This window comes from Phenylobacterium sp. (assembly GCF_036821595.1).
Classification (GTDB): domain Bacteria; phylum Pseudomonadota; class Alphaproteobacteria; order Caulobacterales; family Caulobacteraceae; genus Phenylobacterium.
In genome coordinates, this window is record NZ_DAISJG010000013.1 from 48798 (window position 1) to 65229 (window position 16432).

The 16432-nt window shown below is 72.2% G+C and carries 13 protein-coding genes; 5 read left to right on the top strand and 8 right to left on the bottom strand.

From position 1 onward, the window contains the following. Window positions 1-12: 12 nt before the first annotated feature. The gene (locus tag V7Z97_RS08990) at window positions 13-1092 is read right to left on the bottom strand and encodes a substrate-binding domain-containing protein (RefSeq protein ID WP_334162901.1); all 1080 of its coding nucleotides are present in this window, start codon (window positions 1090-1092) and stop codon (window positions 13-15) included. Window positions 1093-1159: 67 nt separating this feature from the next. Next, window positions 1160-1966 (bottom strand): potassium channel family protein, encoded by an 807-nt coding sequence (locus V7Z97_RS08995; protein ID WP_334162903.1) that lies wholly within the window; start codon window positions 1964-1966, stop codon window positions 1160-1162. A gap of 110 nt (window positions 1967-2076) precedes the next feature. Between V7Z97_RS08995 and V7Z97_RS09000 the strand changes: the two genes are divergently transcribed. Together V7Z97_RS09000 and V7Z97_RS09005 are read left to right on the top strand one after the other, a co-directional pair. Continuing rightward, entirely contained in the window at window positions 2077-2265 is a 189-nt protein-coding gene (locus V7Z97_RS09000) for a DUF3008 family protein (RefSeq protein WP_334162905.1), read from the top strand. An 89-nt stretch (window positions 2266-2354) separates the two neighbouring features. Then, window positions 2355-3836, top strand: coding sequence for an amidase (locus V7Z97_RS09005; RefSeq protein ID WP_334162906.1), 1482 nt, complete (start codon window positions 2355-2357; stop codon window positions 3834-3836). Here V7Z97_RS09005 and V7Z97_RS09010 read toward each other — a convergent pair. Next, complete coding sequence (locus V7Z97_RS09010; protein ID WP_334162907.1) at window positions 3833-4900, bottom strand: acyl-CoA dehydrogenase family protein; 1068 nt, start codon at window positions 4898-4900, stop codon at window positions 3833-3835. The genes V7Z97_RS09005 and V7Z97_RS09010 overlap by 4 nt on opposite strands. After that, window positions 4900-6063, bottom strand: coding sequence for an acyl-CoA dehydrogenase family protein (locus V7Z97_RS09015; RefSeq protein ID WP_334162909.1), 1164 nt, complete (start codon window positions 6061-6063; stop codon window positions 4900-4902). The genes V7Z97_RS09010 and V7Z97_RS09015 overlap by 1 nt, the downstream gene beginning before the upstream one ends. 116 nt (window positions 6064-6179) lie before the next feature. Between V7Z97_RS09015 and V7Z97_RS09020 the strand changes: the two genes are divergently transcribed. Together V7Z97_RS09020 and V7Z97_RS09025 are read left to right on the top strand one after the other, a co-directional pair. After that, the gene (locus V7Z97_RS09020; RefSeq protein ID WP_334162910.1) at window positions 6180-7478 is read left to right on the top strand and encodes a PQQ-dependent sugar dehydrogenase; all 1299 of its coding nucleotides are present in this window, start codon (window positions 6180-6182) and stop codon (window positions 7476-7478) included. Between the two features lie 94 nt (window positions 7479-7572). Then, entirely contained in the window at window positions 7573-9393 is a 1821-nt protein-coding gene (locus tag V7Z97_RS09025; RefSeq protein WP_334162911.1) for a PAS domain-containing protein, read from the top strand. On the opposite strand, the gene V7Z97_RS09030 is transcribed toward V7Z97_RS09025, so the two are convergent. Next, the gene (locus V7Z97_RS09030) at window positions 9380-9748 is read right to left on the bottom strand and encodes a VOC family protein (RefSeq protein ID WP_334162913.1); all 369 of its coding nucleotides are present in this window, start codon (window positions 9746-9748) and stop codon (window positions 9380-9382) included. The two genes, V7Z97_RS09025 and V7Z97_RS09030, sit on opposite strands and share 14 nt — an antisense overlap. Before the next feature lie 124 nt (window positions 9749-9872). On the opposite strand from V7Z97_RS09030, the gene V7Z97_RS09035 reads away from it, so the two are divergent. Next, a complete protein-coding gene (locus V7Z97_RS09035; protein ID WP_334162914.1) occupies window positions 9873-12260 on the top strand; it encodes a penicillin acylase family protein in 2388 nt (795 codons plus the stop codon). Here V7Z97_RS09035 and V7Z97_RS09040 read toward each other — a convergent pair. From V7Z97_RS09040 to V7Z97_RS09050, 3 genes are all read right to left on the bottom strand, one after another. Beyond that, complete coding sequence (locus tag V7Z97_RS09040) at window positions 12257-14332, bottom strand: TonB-dependent receptor domain-containing protein (protein WP_334162915.1); 2076 nt, start codon at window positions 14330-14332, stop codon at window positions 12257-12259. The genes V7Z97_RS09035 and V7Z97_RS09040 overlap by 4 nt on opposite strands. A 122-nt stretch (window positions 14333-14454) precedes the next feature. Continuing rightward, a complete protein-coding gene (locus V7Z97_RS09045; protein WP_334162916.1) occupies window positions 14455-15144 on the bottom strand; it encodes an SDR family NAD(P)-dependent oxidoreductase in 690 nt (229 codons plus the stop codon). A gap of 89 nt (window positions 15145-15233) precedes the next feature. Beyond that, window positions 15234-16406 carry an acetyl-CoA C-acetyltransferase gene (locus V7Z97_RS09050; protein WP_334162917.1) on the bottom strand — a complete coding sequence of 391 codons (1173 nt, stop codon included), beginning with the start codon at window positions 16404-16406 and terminating at the stop codon, window positions 15234-15236. Window positions 16407-16432 lie beyond the last annotated feature (26 nt).

Genomic DNA, 16432 nt, shown 5'->3' on the forward strand with positions numbered 1-16432 from the left:
GCCCCAGGTTCGCTAGTTCGCGGGAGCCGCCATCGGCGTCAGCGCCTGGGCGGTCGCCTTGATCGTCGCGTGCTCGGCCTCCGGCAGGGCGATCAGACCGCGCTGCTGCAGGTAGCCGCCGCGGCCGGCGGCGGCGTCGGAGACGAAGGCGGTGACGTATTCGCGCAGGCCCGGGGTCACGCCGACATTGGCCTTCTTCACGTAGATGTAGAGCGAGCGCGACAGCGGATAGGACCCGTTCGAGATGGTCTCGAACGACGGGGCGACACCCTCCACCGTGGCGGCCTTCACCTTGTCCATGTTGTTCTCGAGGAAGGAGTAGCCGAACACGCCGATGGCGTTGGGCGTCTTCTCGAGCGTCTGGACGATGGCGTTGTCGTTCTCGCCGGCGTCCACCCACGCGCCGTCACGGCGAAGGGTGTGCGCCTTCTCCTTGAACTGGGCCTCGTTGGAGCTCTTCAGGGCGGCCATGGCGGCAACCTTCTCGGCCCCCTTCTCCATGCCCAGCTCGATGAAGGCGTCGCGGGTGCCGGAGGTCGGCGGCGGGCCGTAGGCCAGGATGCGCTGGTTCGGTAGCCCCGGGGCCACGGCGCTCCAGGTGGCGGCGGTGTTGGGGGCGAAGCCGGAGCCCTGCGGCAGCTCGGCGGCGAGCGCGCGGTAGATCTGCTCGCGGGTGATGGCGAAGGTCGGCGAGGCCTTAGCGTTGGCGAGCACGATGCCGTCGAAGCCGATCTTCAGTTCCACGATGTCGGTGACGCCGGCCGCCTGGCAGGCGTCCCATTCCGACTTCTTCATGGCCCGCGAGGCCGTGGCGACGTCCGGATAGCTGGCCCCCGTGCCCGAGCAGAACAGCTTGATGCCGCCGCCGGTGCCCAGGCTCTCCACCTTGGCGGCCGTGCCGCCGGTGGTGCGGGCCACCGTCTCGGCCACGCGAGTGGCGAACGGGAAGACGGTGGAGGAGCCGGCCGCCCAAACCTGGTTGCGCGCGCCGCCGCCGCCGCTCACCTGGCCGTCGGCCTTGCCGGACGTTTGCTGCCCGCAGGCGGTGAGCGCGACCGCCGAGGCGGCGAGAAGGAGGGTGGTGAATCGCATGGAAGGCTCCGGAAGCGAGGTCTGTCCGGCGGCTATCATCGCCGTGTGACAGTTCGATGAAGTCCCTTCAGGCCTCGTCGTTGGGAATGTTGAGAAGCACGCCACACGCCTTGCAGTGCACCGCGTCCGCATCGTGCCGCATGAGCCCGCACGAGGGACAGGTGAAGCGCACCTTATAAGGCCGGATCAGCGTCTGGCCCAGCCGCACGAACAGGGTGATGCCCACGAGCATGATGATGATCGCCAGGAGCTTGCCCCAGGTCCCCGGCAGGGTGATGTCGCCGAAGCCGGTCGTGGTGAGCGTCGCCACCGTGAAGTAGAGCGCGTCCACGTAGCCGGTGATGCCCGGGTGCTCGAGGGCGAAGCTGGCGTAGACGAAGCCGGTGGCCACGAAGACGAAGGTGACGAGACTGGCCAGGGCCTTGCCCACGTCCTCCCAGCGCGTGTCGTCGTAGCGGCGGCCCACCGTCTCCCAGAAGAAGTCCGAGTGGACCAGCGACCACAGCCGCAGCACCCGCAGGAAGGCCAGGTTGAACAGCCACAGGGGGAACAGCAGGGTGATCAGGACGAAGACGTCGACCCAGAGGATCGGCCGCATCGCCCAGGTCCGCAGGTTGGAGGTCGCCAGCGAACGCGCGACGATGTCCACGAGCAGGATCAGGGCCACCGCGTAGTCGGCGACCAGAAAGACCGGGTACTCGCGCAGGAACGGCGCGGCGATGAAGAAGGCGATCAGCACGAGGTCGATCAGCAGCACCCGGTAGCGGAACCGGACCGCCCGGGGGCTGTCGCCGTGATAGAGCTCGCGCAGCTTCACCCGCAGGCGCGGGATCCGGCGGCGCAGGTCGCTGGTCTCTCCGGCGGGATGGGTCAACGGATGGCTCTCCTGGCGCTCCGGCCGGTCATGAACCTACGCCGGCCTGGATCGTTTCCCGGCCGCAAAGTCCGCGCACTCATGGCGCGGCCCAGGCTCGAGGACAACCCATGCCCGCAAAGTCAGCCGCCCAGCAGAAAGCCGCTGGGGCCGCCCTCTCCGCCAAGCGCGGGGACACCCCGAAGTCGAAGCTCAAGGGCCCCTCCAAGCAGATGGCCTCGTCCATGAGCGAGAAGGAGCTCGAGAAGATGGCTTCCACCAAGCGCAAGGGCAAGCCGGAGCACGCCTCCAGGAGCTAACCCCGCGGGCCGATGACGCCGCCCCTTGCCCGGGGCGCCGCATCTGCCAAGGTGATCGCCGGTCATAAGCGTTCCCGGGGGGAAACGAGATGGACGGGATCACCCGCCGCGGCCTTGCGGCCGCTCCGCTTGCGCTGTCCGCGGGTCAGGCCCTGGCGAAGCCGCCGGCCAGGGACGCGGCGTGGCCGGACGCCACCGAGACAGCCCGCCTGATCCGCCGGGGCGAGATTACGGCCGTGGAGGCCGTGGAGGCGGCGATCCGCCGGGCCGAGGCGCTGCAGCCGACGCTGAACTTCATCGTCAACTCCGACTTCGACCGGGCGCTGGACAGGGCCCGCGCCGGTGGGCTTGGCGGGCCGTTCGCCGGCGTGCCCTTCCTGGTGAAGGACCTGGACGACTATGCAGGCCTGCCCACCCGGAACGGCTCGCAGTCCGGCCGCTTCGCCCCGCCGGCCGCGGCCAGCACCGAGTACGTGGCGACCTTCGACCGCGCCGGCCTGGTCACCATCGGCAAGTCGGCCACGCCGGAGTACGGCTTCCTGCCGACCACCGAGCCGGTGGCCACGGGCCCCACCCGCAATCCTTGGAACCCCGCCCATTCCGCCGGCGGCTCGTCCGGCGGGGCCGCCGCGGCCGTGGCGTCGGGAGTCGTGCCGATGGCCCACGCCAGCGACGGCGGCGGCTCGATCCGCATCCCGGCCGCCTCCTGCGGCCTGTTCGGGCTCAAGCCGTCGCGCGCCCGGATGACCGGCGCGCGCGGGCAGACCGCGATCTCCGACATCAGCGTCGACCATTGCGTCAGCCGCAGCGTGCGCGACAGCGCGGCCCTGTTCGCCGCCACAGAGGATCGCGGTCCGGGCGCCCGCTACGCGCCGGTGGGGCTGGTCACCCGGCCCGGGCGCCGGCGCCTGCGCGTCGGCCTGCTGATGGACGGCACGTCCGGCCCGCCTGAGCCCGAGGTCGCCGCCGCCGTGCAGGACGCCGCGAAGCTGCTGGGCGATCTGGGGCACCGGGTGGAGCCCACCCGCCTGCCCTTCGACGGGCCGCAGTTCATCCAGGACTTCCTGCTGCTCTGGGCCTCGGGCGCGGCGCAGCTCGCCCAGGCCATCTCCGCCGCGGCGGGACGTCCGGCCGACTCCACCCTGCTGGAGCCCTTCAGCCTCGGCATGGCGGAGATGGCCGCCAAGGCCGCGCCGGGCGCCCTGCCCGCCGCCATCGCCCGGCTGGAGGCCAACGCCGTGGCCTACGACGCCTGGCTCGCGTCGAACCAGTTCGACCAGATACTGTCGCCGGTGCTCAGCACGCCGCCGCCGTCGCTCGGCGAATATGCCGGCACGGTTCCCTACGACACCCTCGTGGCGCGGCTGATCCGCTATGTCGGCTTCACCCCGCTGCACAATGTGGCCGGCGCGCCGGCCATGAGCGTGCCGCTGGCCTGGAGCGCCGAGGGCCTGCCGATCGGCGTGCAGTTCGCCGCACGCGCCGGCCAGGAGCGCTCCCTGTTCGAACTGGCCTACCAGCTGGAGGCGGCCAGGCCCTGGGCCCGCCGCATCCCGCCGGTCCACGCCTAGGCCGGGATGAGCCCCTGCGCCCGGGCGGCGGCCTCGCGGACCCGCTCGGGCCCGCCGAGCAGCTGGCGGTCAAGGCCGATCCGCTTGAACCAGTAGTGGAGGCCCAGCAGGTCGGTCATGCCGATGCCGCCGTGCACCTCCGTGGAGGTGCGGGCGATGAAGCGGCCGATCTCCGACAGGTGGGCCTTGGCGTGGGCCGCCATCAGGCCCGCCTCCTCGGGCGCATTGTCGAAGGCATAGGCGGCGTACCAGACGAGCGCCCGGGCCGGCTCCAGCTCGGCGGCCATCTCGGCGCAGAGGTGCTTCACCGCCTGGAAGGAGCCGATCACCCGGCCGAACTGCCGGCGCTCCTTGGCGTAGCCCACCGCCCGGTCGAGCATGGTCTGGGCCGCGCCCAGGGTGTCGGCGGCCAGCATTACCCAGGCGGCGTCGCGCAGCCGCTCCAGACCGGCGTTGCCGCCGAGCGGCTCGGCCGGCGTGTCCCGGAAGGTCACCTCGGACAGCCGACGTGTGGCGTCGATGCTGTTCATCGGCTCCGGCGCCGGCGGCGCGTCCACCAGGTGCAGCGCGCCCGTGCGGTCGGCGACGACGAGCAGGTCCGCGCCCTCCGCGTCGATGACGAACAGGGCCTTGCCGGTGAGCCGGCCGTCGCGGGCGTCGACGCCCGCCCCGTCTCGCGCGCCGGCCACCCGCTCGCTGATCGCCACCCCGGCCGTGGCGGCGCCGGCGGCCAGCCTCGGCAACCATCTCGCCTGCTGTTCGGCCGAGCCGCCCCTGAGCGCCAGCGACGCCAGGACGGCGGAGCCCAGGAACGGCGCCGGCGCGGCCGCCGCGCCCAGGGCCTCGGCGGCCAGCGCCGCCTCCACGAGTCCCAGCCCCAATCCGCCGTGCTCCTCGGGGATCAGGAGCCCCGGCAGGCCCATGTCGGCCAGACCCCGCCAGATGTCGGCGGCGTCCCCGCCCTCGGCGTAGGCGCGCACCCGCTCCAGCGGCGAGAGCTCGGCCAGGGCCTTGCCCACGCTGGCCTGCAGCATCCGCTGGTCGTCGGAAAGGGCGAAGCGCATCAGGCGGCCGCCTTCGGTTCGCGCGGCATGCCAAGGCCCCGCTCGCTGATGATGTTCTTCTGGATCTGGGCGGTGCCGCCGCCGATGATCAGGCCGAGGTCGAACATGTAGTTCCGCTGCCAGCCGCCCTTGGCCCGCAGGTGCGGCCCGTCGTGGTAGAGGACGCCCAGCTCGCCCAGGGCGTCGATGGCCAGCGCCGCCACCTGGTGGTTCAGCTCGCACCCCTGCAGCTTGACCACCAGCCGGGCAAGTCCCGCCGTCTCATCGGTGAGGATCCTCAAGCCGTTGAACTTCATGGCGAAGACGCGCGCCTGCAGCTGCATCAACCGGTCGCGGAAGACCGGGTTGTCGATGATCCGCTGGCCGTCGACCGTCTCCTCGGCCATCAGCTGGATAAGGGCGTTCAGCCGGGCCTCGGTGGCGTTGGGATCGCCCAGCATTCCGCGCTCGTGCTTGAGCGTGGTGTTGGCCACGAACCAGCCCCGCCCCCGCCCGCCGACGACGTTCGACTGCGGGACCCGGACGTCGGTGAAGAACACCTCGTTGAACTCGGCGTGCCCGGTCATGGTGATCAGCGGCCGGACCTCGATGCCCGGCGTGTCCATGGGGATCAGGACGTAGCTGATGCCCTCGTGCTTGGCGGCGTCCGGCTCGGTGCGCACGAGGCAGAACATCATCTGGGCCTGCTGGGCCGTGCTGGTCCAGATCTTCGAGCCCGAGATGACGAAGTCGTCGCCGTCCTCCACCGCCTTGGTCTGCAGGCTGGCCAGGTCGGAGCCGGCGCCCGGCTCGGAATAGCCCTGGCACCAGACCACCTCGCCGCGCAGGGTGGGGCCGATCCAGCGCCGTTTCTGCTCCTCGGAGCCCACCTCCAGGAGGGTCGGGACCAGCATGGAGACGCCCTGGTTGGCGATGCCGCGCGGCGCGCCGGCGCGGATGAACTCCTCGGCGATGATCCGGCCCTTCAGGATGTCCGGCTCGGCGCCGTACCCGCCGTACTCCCGTGGGATCGTGCGCGCGGCGTAGCCGTGCTCGATCAGCAGCCGCTGCCAGGTCAGCGGGTCGCGCGCCTGGCCGGCCTCGTAGTCGCCCCGGCGGGCCTCCAGGAAGGCGCGCACCTCGTCCCGGAACGCGGCGAGTTCGGGCGTCAGCGTCAGGTCCATCTCATCCTCCTGCAGCCAGCTTGAGCCGGTTCCGCGGGAACCTGCAACGGCGCCCCCACGTCACACACGCAACCGAAGCCGTTCGGCTATGTTGGACGTCCGACGGAGGTGTCCCGATGCGAAGTCTCCCCCTGGCCGCCCTGGCGGCGGCCGCTTCCCTGACCGCGTGCTCCAGCGGCTCGTCCGACCCGTTCGTGGGCTTCGGGCCGAACCCGCCCCTGCCGGCGCCGCAGAAGAGCCTGATCCCGGTCGTCGGCACGCCGAAGGCGGTCGGCTGGCCGGCGGGCGCGGCCCCCAAGGCGCCGCCGGGCTTCGTGGTCACCCGCTACGGCGAGGGCATCGACCATCCGCGCTGGCTGCACGTCCTGCCGAACGGCGACGTGCTGGTCGCCCAGTCCTCCTCCGAGCCGCACCCGGCGAAGGGGATCCGCGACTGGATCCAGCAGGAGCTCATGAAGCGCGTGGGCTCGGTCCAGAAGAGCCCCAACCGCATCACCCTGCTGCGCGACGCCGACGGCGACGGGGTGGCGGAGGTGAAGACCGTCTTCGCCCAGGGCCTGAAGCGGCCCTTCGGCATGGCCCTGGCCGGCGGCCACCTCTACGTCGCCAACGACGACGGGGTGGTGCGCTTCCCCTACGCGGACGGCCAGACCCAGGTGTCAGGGACCGGCGAGAGGGTCTTCGACCTGCCCGGGGAGCCGCTCAACCACCACTGGACGAAAAGCCTGATCGCCAGTCCCGACGGGACGAGGCTCTACGCCACCGTCGGCTCCAACTCGAACGTCGGCGAGAACGGCATGGAGGTGGAGGAAGGCCGCGCCGCCATCTGGGAGTACAACCTCGCTGGCCGTGGCCTACGCCTCTACGCCACCGGCCTGCGGAACCCCAACGGCATGGGCTTCGAACCGGTGACCGGCCGCCTCTGGACCGCGGTCAACGAGCGCGACGAGATCGGCAACGACCTCGTGCCCGATTACATGACCTCGGTGCTGGAGGGCGGCTTCTACGGCTGGCCCTACAGCTACTTCGGCCAGAACGTCGACGTGCGGGTGAAGCCGGCGCGGCCCGACCTGGTGGCCCAGGCCATCCCCCCGGACTACGGCCTCGGGCCGCACACCGCCTCGCTCGGCCTCGCCTTCTACACAGCCCAGGCCTTCCCGCCCGCCTACCGGGGCGGCGCCTTCGTGGGCCAGCACGGTTCGTGGAACCGGCGGCCGCTGAACGGCTATCGGGTGGTGTTCGTCCCCTTCGCGGGCGGCCGGCCGCAGGGGCCGCCGCAGCTCTTCCTGACCGGCTTCCTCAACGAGAGGAAACAGATCCTTGGCCGTCCGGTCGGCGTGGCGGTGGACAGCCGCGGCGCCCTGCTGGTGGCGGACGACGTGGGCGACATCGTCTGGCGCGTCGCGCCGGGGTGAGGTCGGGACCCGCCTTGACCGCAGGGCGGGACGCAGGCGATGACCTTGCCTAGAGCGCGCCCCTTCCTGGGCTCCGCGCACGAGGTCGGCCTGCGTGATCCGTCGCCTGAGCGAGATTGACCTTCCCCGACGCCTGGAGACCTGGGCGCCGCGGCTTGCGACCGAACTCGCCGTGGCCGCCCTGACCACCGGCGCAGCCCTCAGTATCCGGGCGATGATCGAGAGCTGGACCCCGGGCGTCGTGCCGTTCGCCCTCTCCTATCCGGCCGTGCTGATCACCACGCTGCTGGCGGGCTGGCGGGCCGGGACCGCCGCCCTTGTCATCGGCGGGACGCTCACCTGGTACCTGTTCATGGACCCGGTGTTCAGCTTCGCCCTGACCCCCGTCAGGGTGGTGAACCTGGCGCTCTACGCGCTCGCCGCCGCGCTCATCATCGTGTTCGCCGACGCCTATCGGGGCTCGGCCCTGAGATACGCCGAGGAGAGCGAGCAGCAGTTGCGGGAACGCGAGGCGCTACTGGCGGCGCTGCGGGAGTCGCAGGCGCGCCTGGACCTCGCCACCTCGGCCGGCGGCGTGGGCGTCTGGGACTGGCGGCTGCCGAGCAACGACATGATCTATTCCGCGGAGGCCAAGGCGATCTGCGGCCTGCCGCCCGACCAGCCGGTCACTCTGGAGCTGGCCCGCGGCCTGATCCATCCGGACGACGCGTCGCGCACCGCCGCCCAGCGGGAGCGGGCTCTGGACCCCGACATCCGCGACGAGACGGCCTACGAATATCGCATAACCACGCCGGCGGGCGAGGAACGCTGGGTGCTGGCGCGCGGCCGGGCCGTGTTCCACGAGCGGGACGGCCGCATGGTCCCGACCCGCTACGTCGGCACCCTGCAGGACATCACTGCGCGCAAGCGAGCGGAGGAGGGCCTGGCCGCCTCGGAGGCCCGCCTGCGGCTGGCGGTGGAAGCGGGCCGGATGGCCGTCTGGCAGATCGACGTCGCCGCCGAGACCATCCTCCACAGCCCGGAGCTGAACCGGATGCTGGGCCTGCCGGACGACGCCCGGCCGACCTTCGAGGAGGTCAACGCCAGCTACCTGCCCGGAGAACTCGAGCGGGTGCGCACCGCGGCCCAGGCGGCGCTCGCCCGCGGCGAGCGGTTCTTCGAGGCCGAATACCAGTACCGCTGGCCGAGCGGCGAGGTGCGCTGGCTGCTGATCCGCGCCGAGTTCCTGCTGGCGACCAACGGCCAGCCCCGCGGCGCCATCGGCGTGCTCATGGACGTCACCGGCCGCAAGCAGGCGGAGGAGCGGCTGAAGCTGCTGGCCCGCGAAGTCGACCATCGGGCCAACAACCTGCTGGCCGTCGTCCAGGGCACGGTGACGCTCAGCAAGGCTGAGGACGTGGCCGCCCTGAAGGAGGTGATCGTGGGCCGCGTCAACGCGCTCGCCCGCGCCCACCAGCTGCTGGCCGAGGCGCGGTGGGAAGGCGCCGACCTGCGCCGCCTCGTGGAGGAGGAACTGCTGGCCTTCAGCCTCGGCGAGGCGGCCCGCGTCGTGATCGAGGGCGAGGACATCGCCCTGCCGCCCGCAGCCGCCCAGTCCATCGCCATGGCCCTGCACGAACTGGCCACCAACGCCGCCAAGTACGGCGCGCTCTCCACTTCTCTCGGCCGGGTGCGGGTCGCCTGGACCCGGTCCCCGGACGGCCGCCTGCTGATCCGCTGGACCGAGACCGGCGGGCCGCCGGTGCGCAAGCCGACCCGCCGCGGCCTCGGCACCAGCATGCTGGCCCGGGCCCTGGAGGGGCCCCTGCAGGGCGAGACACGCCTGGACTGGCGGCCCGAGGGCCTGGTCTGCGAGCTGGAGCTGCCGCTCTCGCCCGAGACCGTCCTCGAGCCGGCCGAGCCTAGCCCATCTTGAAGACGCAGACCTTGTTGCCGTCCGGGTCGCGGAAGTAGGCGCCGTAGAAGTTGTCGGTGCGCGCGCCGGGCTCCCCTTCGCAGGTCCCGCCGTTGGCCAGCGCGGCGGCGTGGGCCTCGGCCACCGCCTCGCGCGACGGCGCCGGCAGGCCGAACATGCTGCCGTTGCCGGCGGTGGCGGCGCCCTCGTCGTAGGGCTTGCAGATCGCCAGCATCCCGGGGCCCGCGCCGCCGTAGAACTGCATGCGGTCGCCCATGGCGAAGGTCCGGCGGCCGCCGAGCGGAGCGAGCACCTTGTCGTAGAAGCCCTTGGCGCGTTCGAGGTCGTTGGCGCCGATGGTCGCGTAGCCGATCATGGAAGTCCCCTCCTGGTTTGCGTGACCCTAGGCCGGTTGACGTGCGGGGCGCCAAGCGCCGCTTGCGCCGTAGCGTCCCGGGGCCTCAACTGTCCGGACGGGGACGTTTCGGGGGAGACCGAGGATGCTGGGCAGGACCGTGGGCATGGCCGCCCTCCTCGCGAGCCTGCTGGCCGCGCCGATGCAGGCGCAGGAAAGCACCGCCGTTCGCCGCGAGTCCGCCGCCGTGGCGGGACTGCGCGAGCCGGCCGAGATCCTGGTCGACCGCTGGGGCGTGCCGCACATCTATGCGAAGAGCGCTCGCGACGCCTTCTTCCTGCAGGGCTGGAACGCCGCGCGCGACCGACTCTGGCAGATCGACCTGTGGCGCAAGCGGGGGCTCGGCCGCCTCGCCGCCAGCTTCGGCCCGGCCTATGTCGAGCAGGACCGCGCCGCCCGCCTCTTCCTCTATCGGGGCGACATGGACGCGGAATGGGCGGCCTACGACCCCGCCGGTCGCGAGGCCGTGGAGGCGTTCGCCGCGGGCGTGAACGCCTACGTGGCGGAGGTGCAGGCCGGCGCCCGGCCGCTGCCCGTGGAGTTCCGCCTCACCGACAGCCGGCCCGAGCCCTGGGCGCCTGAGGACGTGCTGCGCATCCGCAGCCACGCCCTGGTCTCCAACGCGGCGTCCGAGGTCGCCCGGGCGCGGGCGGTCTGCGCGGGCGGGCTGGCCGCCGACGCCATCCGCCGCCGGCTGGAACCGGCGCACACGCCGGTCATCCCCAGGGGCCTCGATCCCTGCGACGTGCCCGCCGACGTGATGAGGGACTACACGCTCGGCACGGCGCCTGTGAGCTTCGAGGCCCTGGCCGGCGCGACGACCGCCCGGGCCGGCGCCGACCTGGAGCTGGCGCAGTTCCTGTCGGCGGCCGAGGCCGAAGGCTCCAACAACTGGGTGCTCGCGCCCTCCCGCACCGCCACGGGCAGGCCGATCCTGGCGAACGACCCGCACCGGGCGGTAGGCGCGCCGTCGCTGCGCTACATCGCGCACCTGGACGCGCCGGGGCTGTCCATCATCGGGGCGGGGGAGCCGGCCCTGCCCGGTGTCTCCTTCGGCCACAACGGCCGCACCGCCTTCGGCCTGACCATCTTCTACATCGACCAGGAGGACCTCTACGCCTACGAGACCCGCGGCGAGGCCTACCGCTACAGGGGCGGCTGGGAGCCGATGCGCGCGGTGCGCGAGACCATCGAGGTGAAGGGCGAGCCCCCGCGCGAGGTGACGCTGCGGTTCACCCGCCACGGTCCGGTGCTCTGGCATGATCCCACGAAGGGCCGCGCTTTCGCGCTGCGCACCGTCTGGAACGAACCGGGGCTGGCCGGCTACTTCGGCTCCTCGCGGATGTGGCGCGCGCAGTCCTGGGATGACTTCCAGGCCGCCCGCGACCGCTGGGGGGCGCCGCCGCTGAACCTGGTCTACGCCGACACCTCGGGCGAGATCGGCTGGTCCGCCGCCGGCCGCGCGCCGGTCCGGCCCAACTGGGACGGCCTGATGCCGGTCCCCGGCGACGGGCGGTACGAATGGGCGGGGTTCCTGGCCGACGGCGGGCTGCCGGCCGTGCGCAATCCGAAGGACGGTGTCTTCGCCACCGCCAACGAGATGAACGTCCCGGCCGAGCCCGCCTACCCGCGATCGAAGCGGAAGCTCGGCTTCGAATGGGCGGACCGGACGCGCTCGGCGCGGATCAAGGAGGTCCTGGCCGCCACGCCGAAGGCCACGCTGGCGGACTCCATGGCCCTGCAGACCGACAACGTCAGCGCCCAGGCCCGGCGGGGGATCGCCCTCGTCGCACCTCTGGCCTCGCCGGACCCGGAACTCGCCCGGGCGCTCGCCCTCCTGAAGGCCTGGAACGCCGACGAGGCGCTGGATAGCCCCGCCGCGGCGATCTACGAGGCCTGGACCGGCAAGCACCTGGGACCCGCCGTCACCGCCGCCGCCACTCCCGAAGCGCAGGCGCTGATCGGGACCGGGACGCCCGACCCGCTGCTCCTGTGGCTGGAGGGCCAGCCGGCGCGGGTGCGCGATCCGATCCTGCTGGCCAGCCTGCGGGCTACGCTCGACGAGTTGCAGGGCCGGCTCGGACCCGACATGGCCACATGGAACTGGGGACGGCTGCACCACGCCCGGTTCGAGCCGGCCGTGGCGGTGCTGGCCGACCGCCAGCTCGCCGAGCAGATGAGCGTCGGCCCGCTGCAGGTCCCAGGCTCGGCGTCGACGCCGCGGGCCGCCACCTGGCGGGCCTCCGACTTCCGCCAGACCGCCGGCGCCTCGGTGCGGCTGGTGCTCGACGTGGGCGCCTGGGACAACTCCGTGGCGGTGAACACACCCGGCCAGTCGGGCGACCCGTTCAGCCCGCACTACCGCGACCTCTTCCCACTCTGGGCGGCCGGAGGCTACTTCCCGCTGAGGTTCACGCGGCCCGCCGTGGAGCGCGACACCGAGGCGGTGCTGGCGCTGACGCCTGCGCCCTAGCCGAACACCTTGCGGACCCGGAGATAGAGGCTGCCGCCCCACTCCAGGTCGCGGATGTCGATGAAGTTCAGCCGGCTCGGGTCGCGCACCCCGCGATAGACCTCGCGGATGCGCTTCACGTTGCGCATCGACGCGCCCTGGGCCTCCAGCCGGATGATCCAATCGGGCCTGGGCTTGTACTCGCCGTAGACCACGACCCAGGTGGACTGCTTCTTGGTCTCCACCTCGGAGAGGCGATAGGCCCGCTCGCGGAAGCCGCCCGAGGCGTCGATCCCCCAGGTGGACTTCCAGGCCGGCAGGTCCTGGCTGAAGTGCGCCTCCCAGTCGACCGGGTGGACGAGGCTGATCTCCCGCGCCTCGCCGGTGACCGGGTCGGTGACCTCGGTCCGCCGCCAGGTGGCCTGGGCCTTGAACTGGGCGGCGCGGATGAAGACGCGGTCCAGCGGCAGGGTGAGGCTCGCCTGCAGCTCGTCCTTGGTCCCCTTGCCGATGTTCTCAGGCCGGTCGGCCACCGGCAGGCCGCTGACCGGATCGAGGATGATCTCGCCCCGCCGCGGGCCCTCGTCGAAGCGGGCCGGGCCGCGGTCGACGGTGTCGCGGATCTCGTAGTGGCGGGCGGTCAGCACGATCGCGGCGCTGCCCAGGAAACGGCGCTCCCAGGCGGCCTCCGCGACCCAGGCCTGCTGCGGCTTGAGGTTCGGGTTGCCGGCCACGATCACGCCCAGCGAGCCCACGCTCTGGGAGGCCACGAAGTCGTCGAAGTTGAGCTGGCCCACCTCCCGCTCGATGCGGGCGCGGAACTGGCTCGAGGCATCCGGCGCCCAGGTCAGCGCGAGGCGCGGCTTGGTGTAGGCAAGCGTCTTCTCGAGGCTGAGATCGCCCTCGGTGGTGACGCGCGAGCCCTCCTGGCGCACGCCCGCTTCAAGCGTGAGGCGCGGGTTCGGCCGCCAGGTCCCCCGGGCGAACACCTCGCCGCGGGTCTCCTCCACCTGGACGTTGGCCGCCGGGATGAACACGGCGCGGCCGTTCACCGCCAGGTCGGTCTCGCTGTCCAGCCGGTTGAGCGCCCCCTCCAGCCCCGCCTCGACGGAAAGCTCCGGGCTGTGACGCAGGCGGATGTTCAGGCGCCCCACCGTCTCGGTGGTCTCCTTCTCTAGCCGGAAGTCGCGGACGAGGCCGGGGGCCTCGAAATGGACCGTGGTGCGGTTGTTGTTCCACTGCTGGAAGGCCACCGCCTCCACCGACAGGGCGGCGGTGATCGTGCGGCTGTAGCGTCCCCCGAGCTCGGCCTGCAGGCGCTTGATGTTGTCGTACTCGTACTCCAGCCCGCCGCCCTGGATACGGTCGTAGATCTCCACGCTGGCCGGCGTCAGCATGAAGGCGCCGTTGAGACGGGCGCGGCCCCCGGCGAAGGGGGTCTCGTAGGCGCCCGTGGTCCACTGCCGCAGGCCCTGGCCGTCGGCGTCCACGTCGGAGCGCAGGATCACCCGCCCGTCCGGCCCGTAGCGCGTGCGCACGCCGTCGCCGAGGTCGTCGCTGGGTCCCCGGCCGTAGACCTGGGCGAGCTCGGCCGACCGGCCCCCGGGCATCCGCCACTGGGCCTCCGCGCGGATGCCGGTGAGCGTGCGGCCGTCGTAGACGAAGTAGGACCCCGGCATGACCGCGCCGCGGAAGCCGCCCGTCTGCTTGCGCACGACGTTGGCCATCACGGTGCGGCCTTCCATGTCGATGCCGGGCGCGCCGCCCCGGATCACCTCCACCCGCTCCACGGCCCCGGCCGGGATGCGCTTGAGGATCTCGTCCAGCGGATCGTTCTTGGAGACCGGCGGCGCGCCATCGATCAGCACATTGCCGCCCGAGCCCGCGAGCCCGCGGACCGCCTGGCCCTTGTCGAAGGTGAAGCCCGGCACGCGCACGACCATGTCGTAGGCGTTGACCGGCGCGGCCTCCGCGAAGAAGGCCGGCGGATAGGCGATGACCCCGCGTTCCGGCGCCGCCGGCGGCTGGACCGCCACGGCCTCCTGCGCCGCCGCCGGCTGCGCGGCCGCGGCGATCATGATCCAGGAGCTCATGGACGGCCCCCTCCCCGCCTTCCGATATGGCGGGGTTCGCGGGCCTCAGGAAGCGCCGTTCGGCCGATCGCGGGATTTCGAAGAAACGGTGCGGCTTTCGCGTAACACGCTCCGCCGGCAGGTCACACCCGGCCGGTCACCGGCACCAGCGCGCCGGTCACGGCGCGGGCCTCCTCGCCCGCCAGGAAGAGGATCACGGCGGCAAGGTCGTCGGGCGCCACCCAGGCGGCGAAGTCGGCCTTGGGCATGTCGGCGCGATTGGCGGGCGTGTCGATGATCGAGGGCAGGACGGCGTTGACGGTGACGCCTGCGTCCTTCAGCTCCTCGGCCAGCGCCTGGGTCAGGCTGTGGACGCCGGCCTTGGCGGCCGCGTAGGCGCCCATGCCGAGGCCGGCCTTCAGCGCGGCGTTCGAGCCCACGTTGACGATCCGCCCCGCCGCGCTGCACTTCAGGTGGGGGATCGCCGCACGCGAGGCGTTGGCGGCGGTCAGCACGTTCAGCCGGTAGAGCGACTGCCAGCTCTCCGCTGAGCCGTCGGCCACCGTCTCCCACCTGAAGCCGCCGGCGATGTTCAGGAGGGCGTCGAGCCCGCCGAACCGGTCGGCCACGGCGGCGACCGCCGCGCCCGCGGCGCCCGCGTCCGTGAGGTCCACTCCCGCCTGCACGAAGACGTCGCCCGACGGCAGTCCCTCGGGCGTCGCCTTCGCATAGTCGATCAGCGCGAGGCGATGACCCTGCGCCGCGGCGGCCCGGGCGAGCGCCGAGCCGAGGACGCCGAACGCGCCCGTGATCGCGAAAACCCGTCCAGTCACCGGCCACCTCCACAAACGATCATGGCCGGGCTTGCGCCCGGCCATGCGTGGATTGCCGATCCCTCGCCGGCCCGCAAGGGGCCTCGCGGCTACAGCCGCTCGACGATGGTGACGTTGGCCAGGCCGCCGCCTTCGCACATGGTCTGGAGGCCGTACTTCTTGTTCCGGTTCTTCAGCGCGTACAGCAGGGTGGTCATCAGCTTGGTGCCCGAGGCGCCGAGCGGGTGGCCGAGCGCGATGGCGCCGCCGTTGACGTTCAGGCGGTCCGGGTCGGCGCCCAGCTTCTGCAGGAAGGCCACCGGCACCGAGGCGAAAGCCTCGTTGACCTCGAACAGGTCGATGTCGTCCACCGACATGCCCGCCCGCTTCAGCGCCCGCTCGGTGGCGGGCAGAGGGGCTTCCAGCATGATCACCGGGTCATGGCCGAGCACCGACAGGTGGTGGATGCGCGCCATGGGGGTGAGGTTGTGCTCCTTCAGCGCCTTCTCCGAGACGACCATCACGCCGGAGGCGCCGTCGCAGATCTGGCTGGAGGTCGCCGCGGTGATCCGGCCGCCCTCCTTGAGCAGCTTCACGCCGCGCATGCCCTCGAGGCTGGCGTCGTAGCGGATGCCCTCGTCGCTGTCGTGACGGAGTGAATTGCCCTCGGCGTCCTTGCCGTCGATGGCGACGATCTCTTCCTTGAAGGCGCCGCCCTGGGTCGCGGCGATGGCGCGCTGGTGGGAGAGGTAGCCGTACTCGTCGAGCTGGTCCTTGGTCAGGCCGTACTTCTCGGCGACCATCTCGGCGCCCATGAACTGGCTGAACTGGATGTTGGGGTAGCGCTCCTCCATCCGCGGGCTCTTCGGAACGCCGAAGCCTTCCTTCGCCGGCAGGGCGACCGACAGGCCCATGGGCACGCGGGTCATGCTCTCGACGCCCGAGGCGATCACCACGTCCATGGTGCCGCTCATCACCGCCTGGGCGGCGAACTGCAGGGCCTGCTGGGACGAGCCGCACTGGCGGTCGACCGAGGTGGCCGGCACGCTTTCCGGCAGCCTGGAGGCCAGCACGGCGTTGCGGGCGATGTTGGTGGACTGCTCGCCCACCTGCATGACGCAGCCCATGACCACGTCCTCGACGGCCGCGGGGTCGACGCCCGTGCGGTCGATCAGCTCGTTCAGGACCACGGCGCCGAGGTCGGCAGGGTGCCATTCCCGGAGGCGTCCGCCCTTGCGCCCGCCGGCGGTGCGCGTCGCAGCAACGATATAGGCCTCGGCCATGTCTCTAGCTCCTCGAATTCGTGCGC

Coding starts and splice junctions, on each gene's coding strand:
- V7Z97_RS08990 (WP_334162901.1), bottom strand. CDS start 1,092: ATGCGATTCACCACCCTCCTTCTCGCCGCCTCGGCGGTCGCGCTCACC.
- V7Z97_RS09010 (WP_334162907.1), bottom strand. CDS start 4,900: ATGCGCTTCGCCCTTTCCGACGACCAGCGGATGCTGCAGGCCAGCGTG.
- V7Z97_RS09015 (WP_334162909.1), bottom strand. CDS start 6,063: ATGGACCTGACGCTGACGCCCGAACTCGCCGCGTTCCGGGACGAGGTG.
- V7Z97_RS09030 (WP_334162913.1), bottom strand. CDS start 9,748: ATGATCGGCTACGCGACCATCGGCGCCAACGACCTCGAACGCGCCAAG.
- V7Z97_RS09035 (WP_334162914.1), top strand. CDS start 9,873: ATGCTGGGCAGGACCGTGGGCATGGCCGCCCTCCTCGCGAGCCTGCTG.
- V7Z97_RS09040 (WP_334162915.1), bottom strand. CDS start 14,332: ATGAGCTCCTGGATCATGATCGCCGCGGCCGCGCAGCCGGCGGCGGCG.
- V7Z97_RS09005 (WP_334162906.1), top strand. CDS start 2,355: ATGGACGGGATCACCCGCCGCGGCCTTGCGGCCGCTCCGCTTGCGCTG.
- V7Z97_RS09000 (WP_334162905.1), top strand. CDS start 2,077: ATGCCCGCAAAGTCAGCCGCCCAGCAGAAAGCCGCTGGGGCCGCCCTC.
- V7Z97_RS09050 (WP_334162917.1), bottom strand. CDS start 16,406: ATGGCCGAGGCCTATATCGTTGCTGCGACGCGCACCGCCGGCGGGCGC.
- V7Z97_RS09020 (WP_334162910.1), top strand. CDS start 6,180: ATGCGAAGTCTCCCCCTGGCCGCCCTGGCGGCGGCCGCTTCCCTGACC.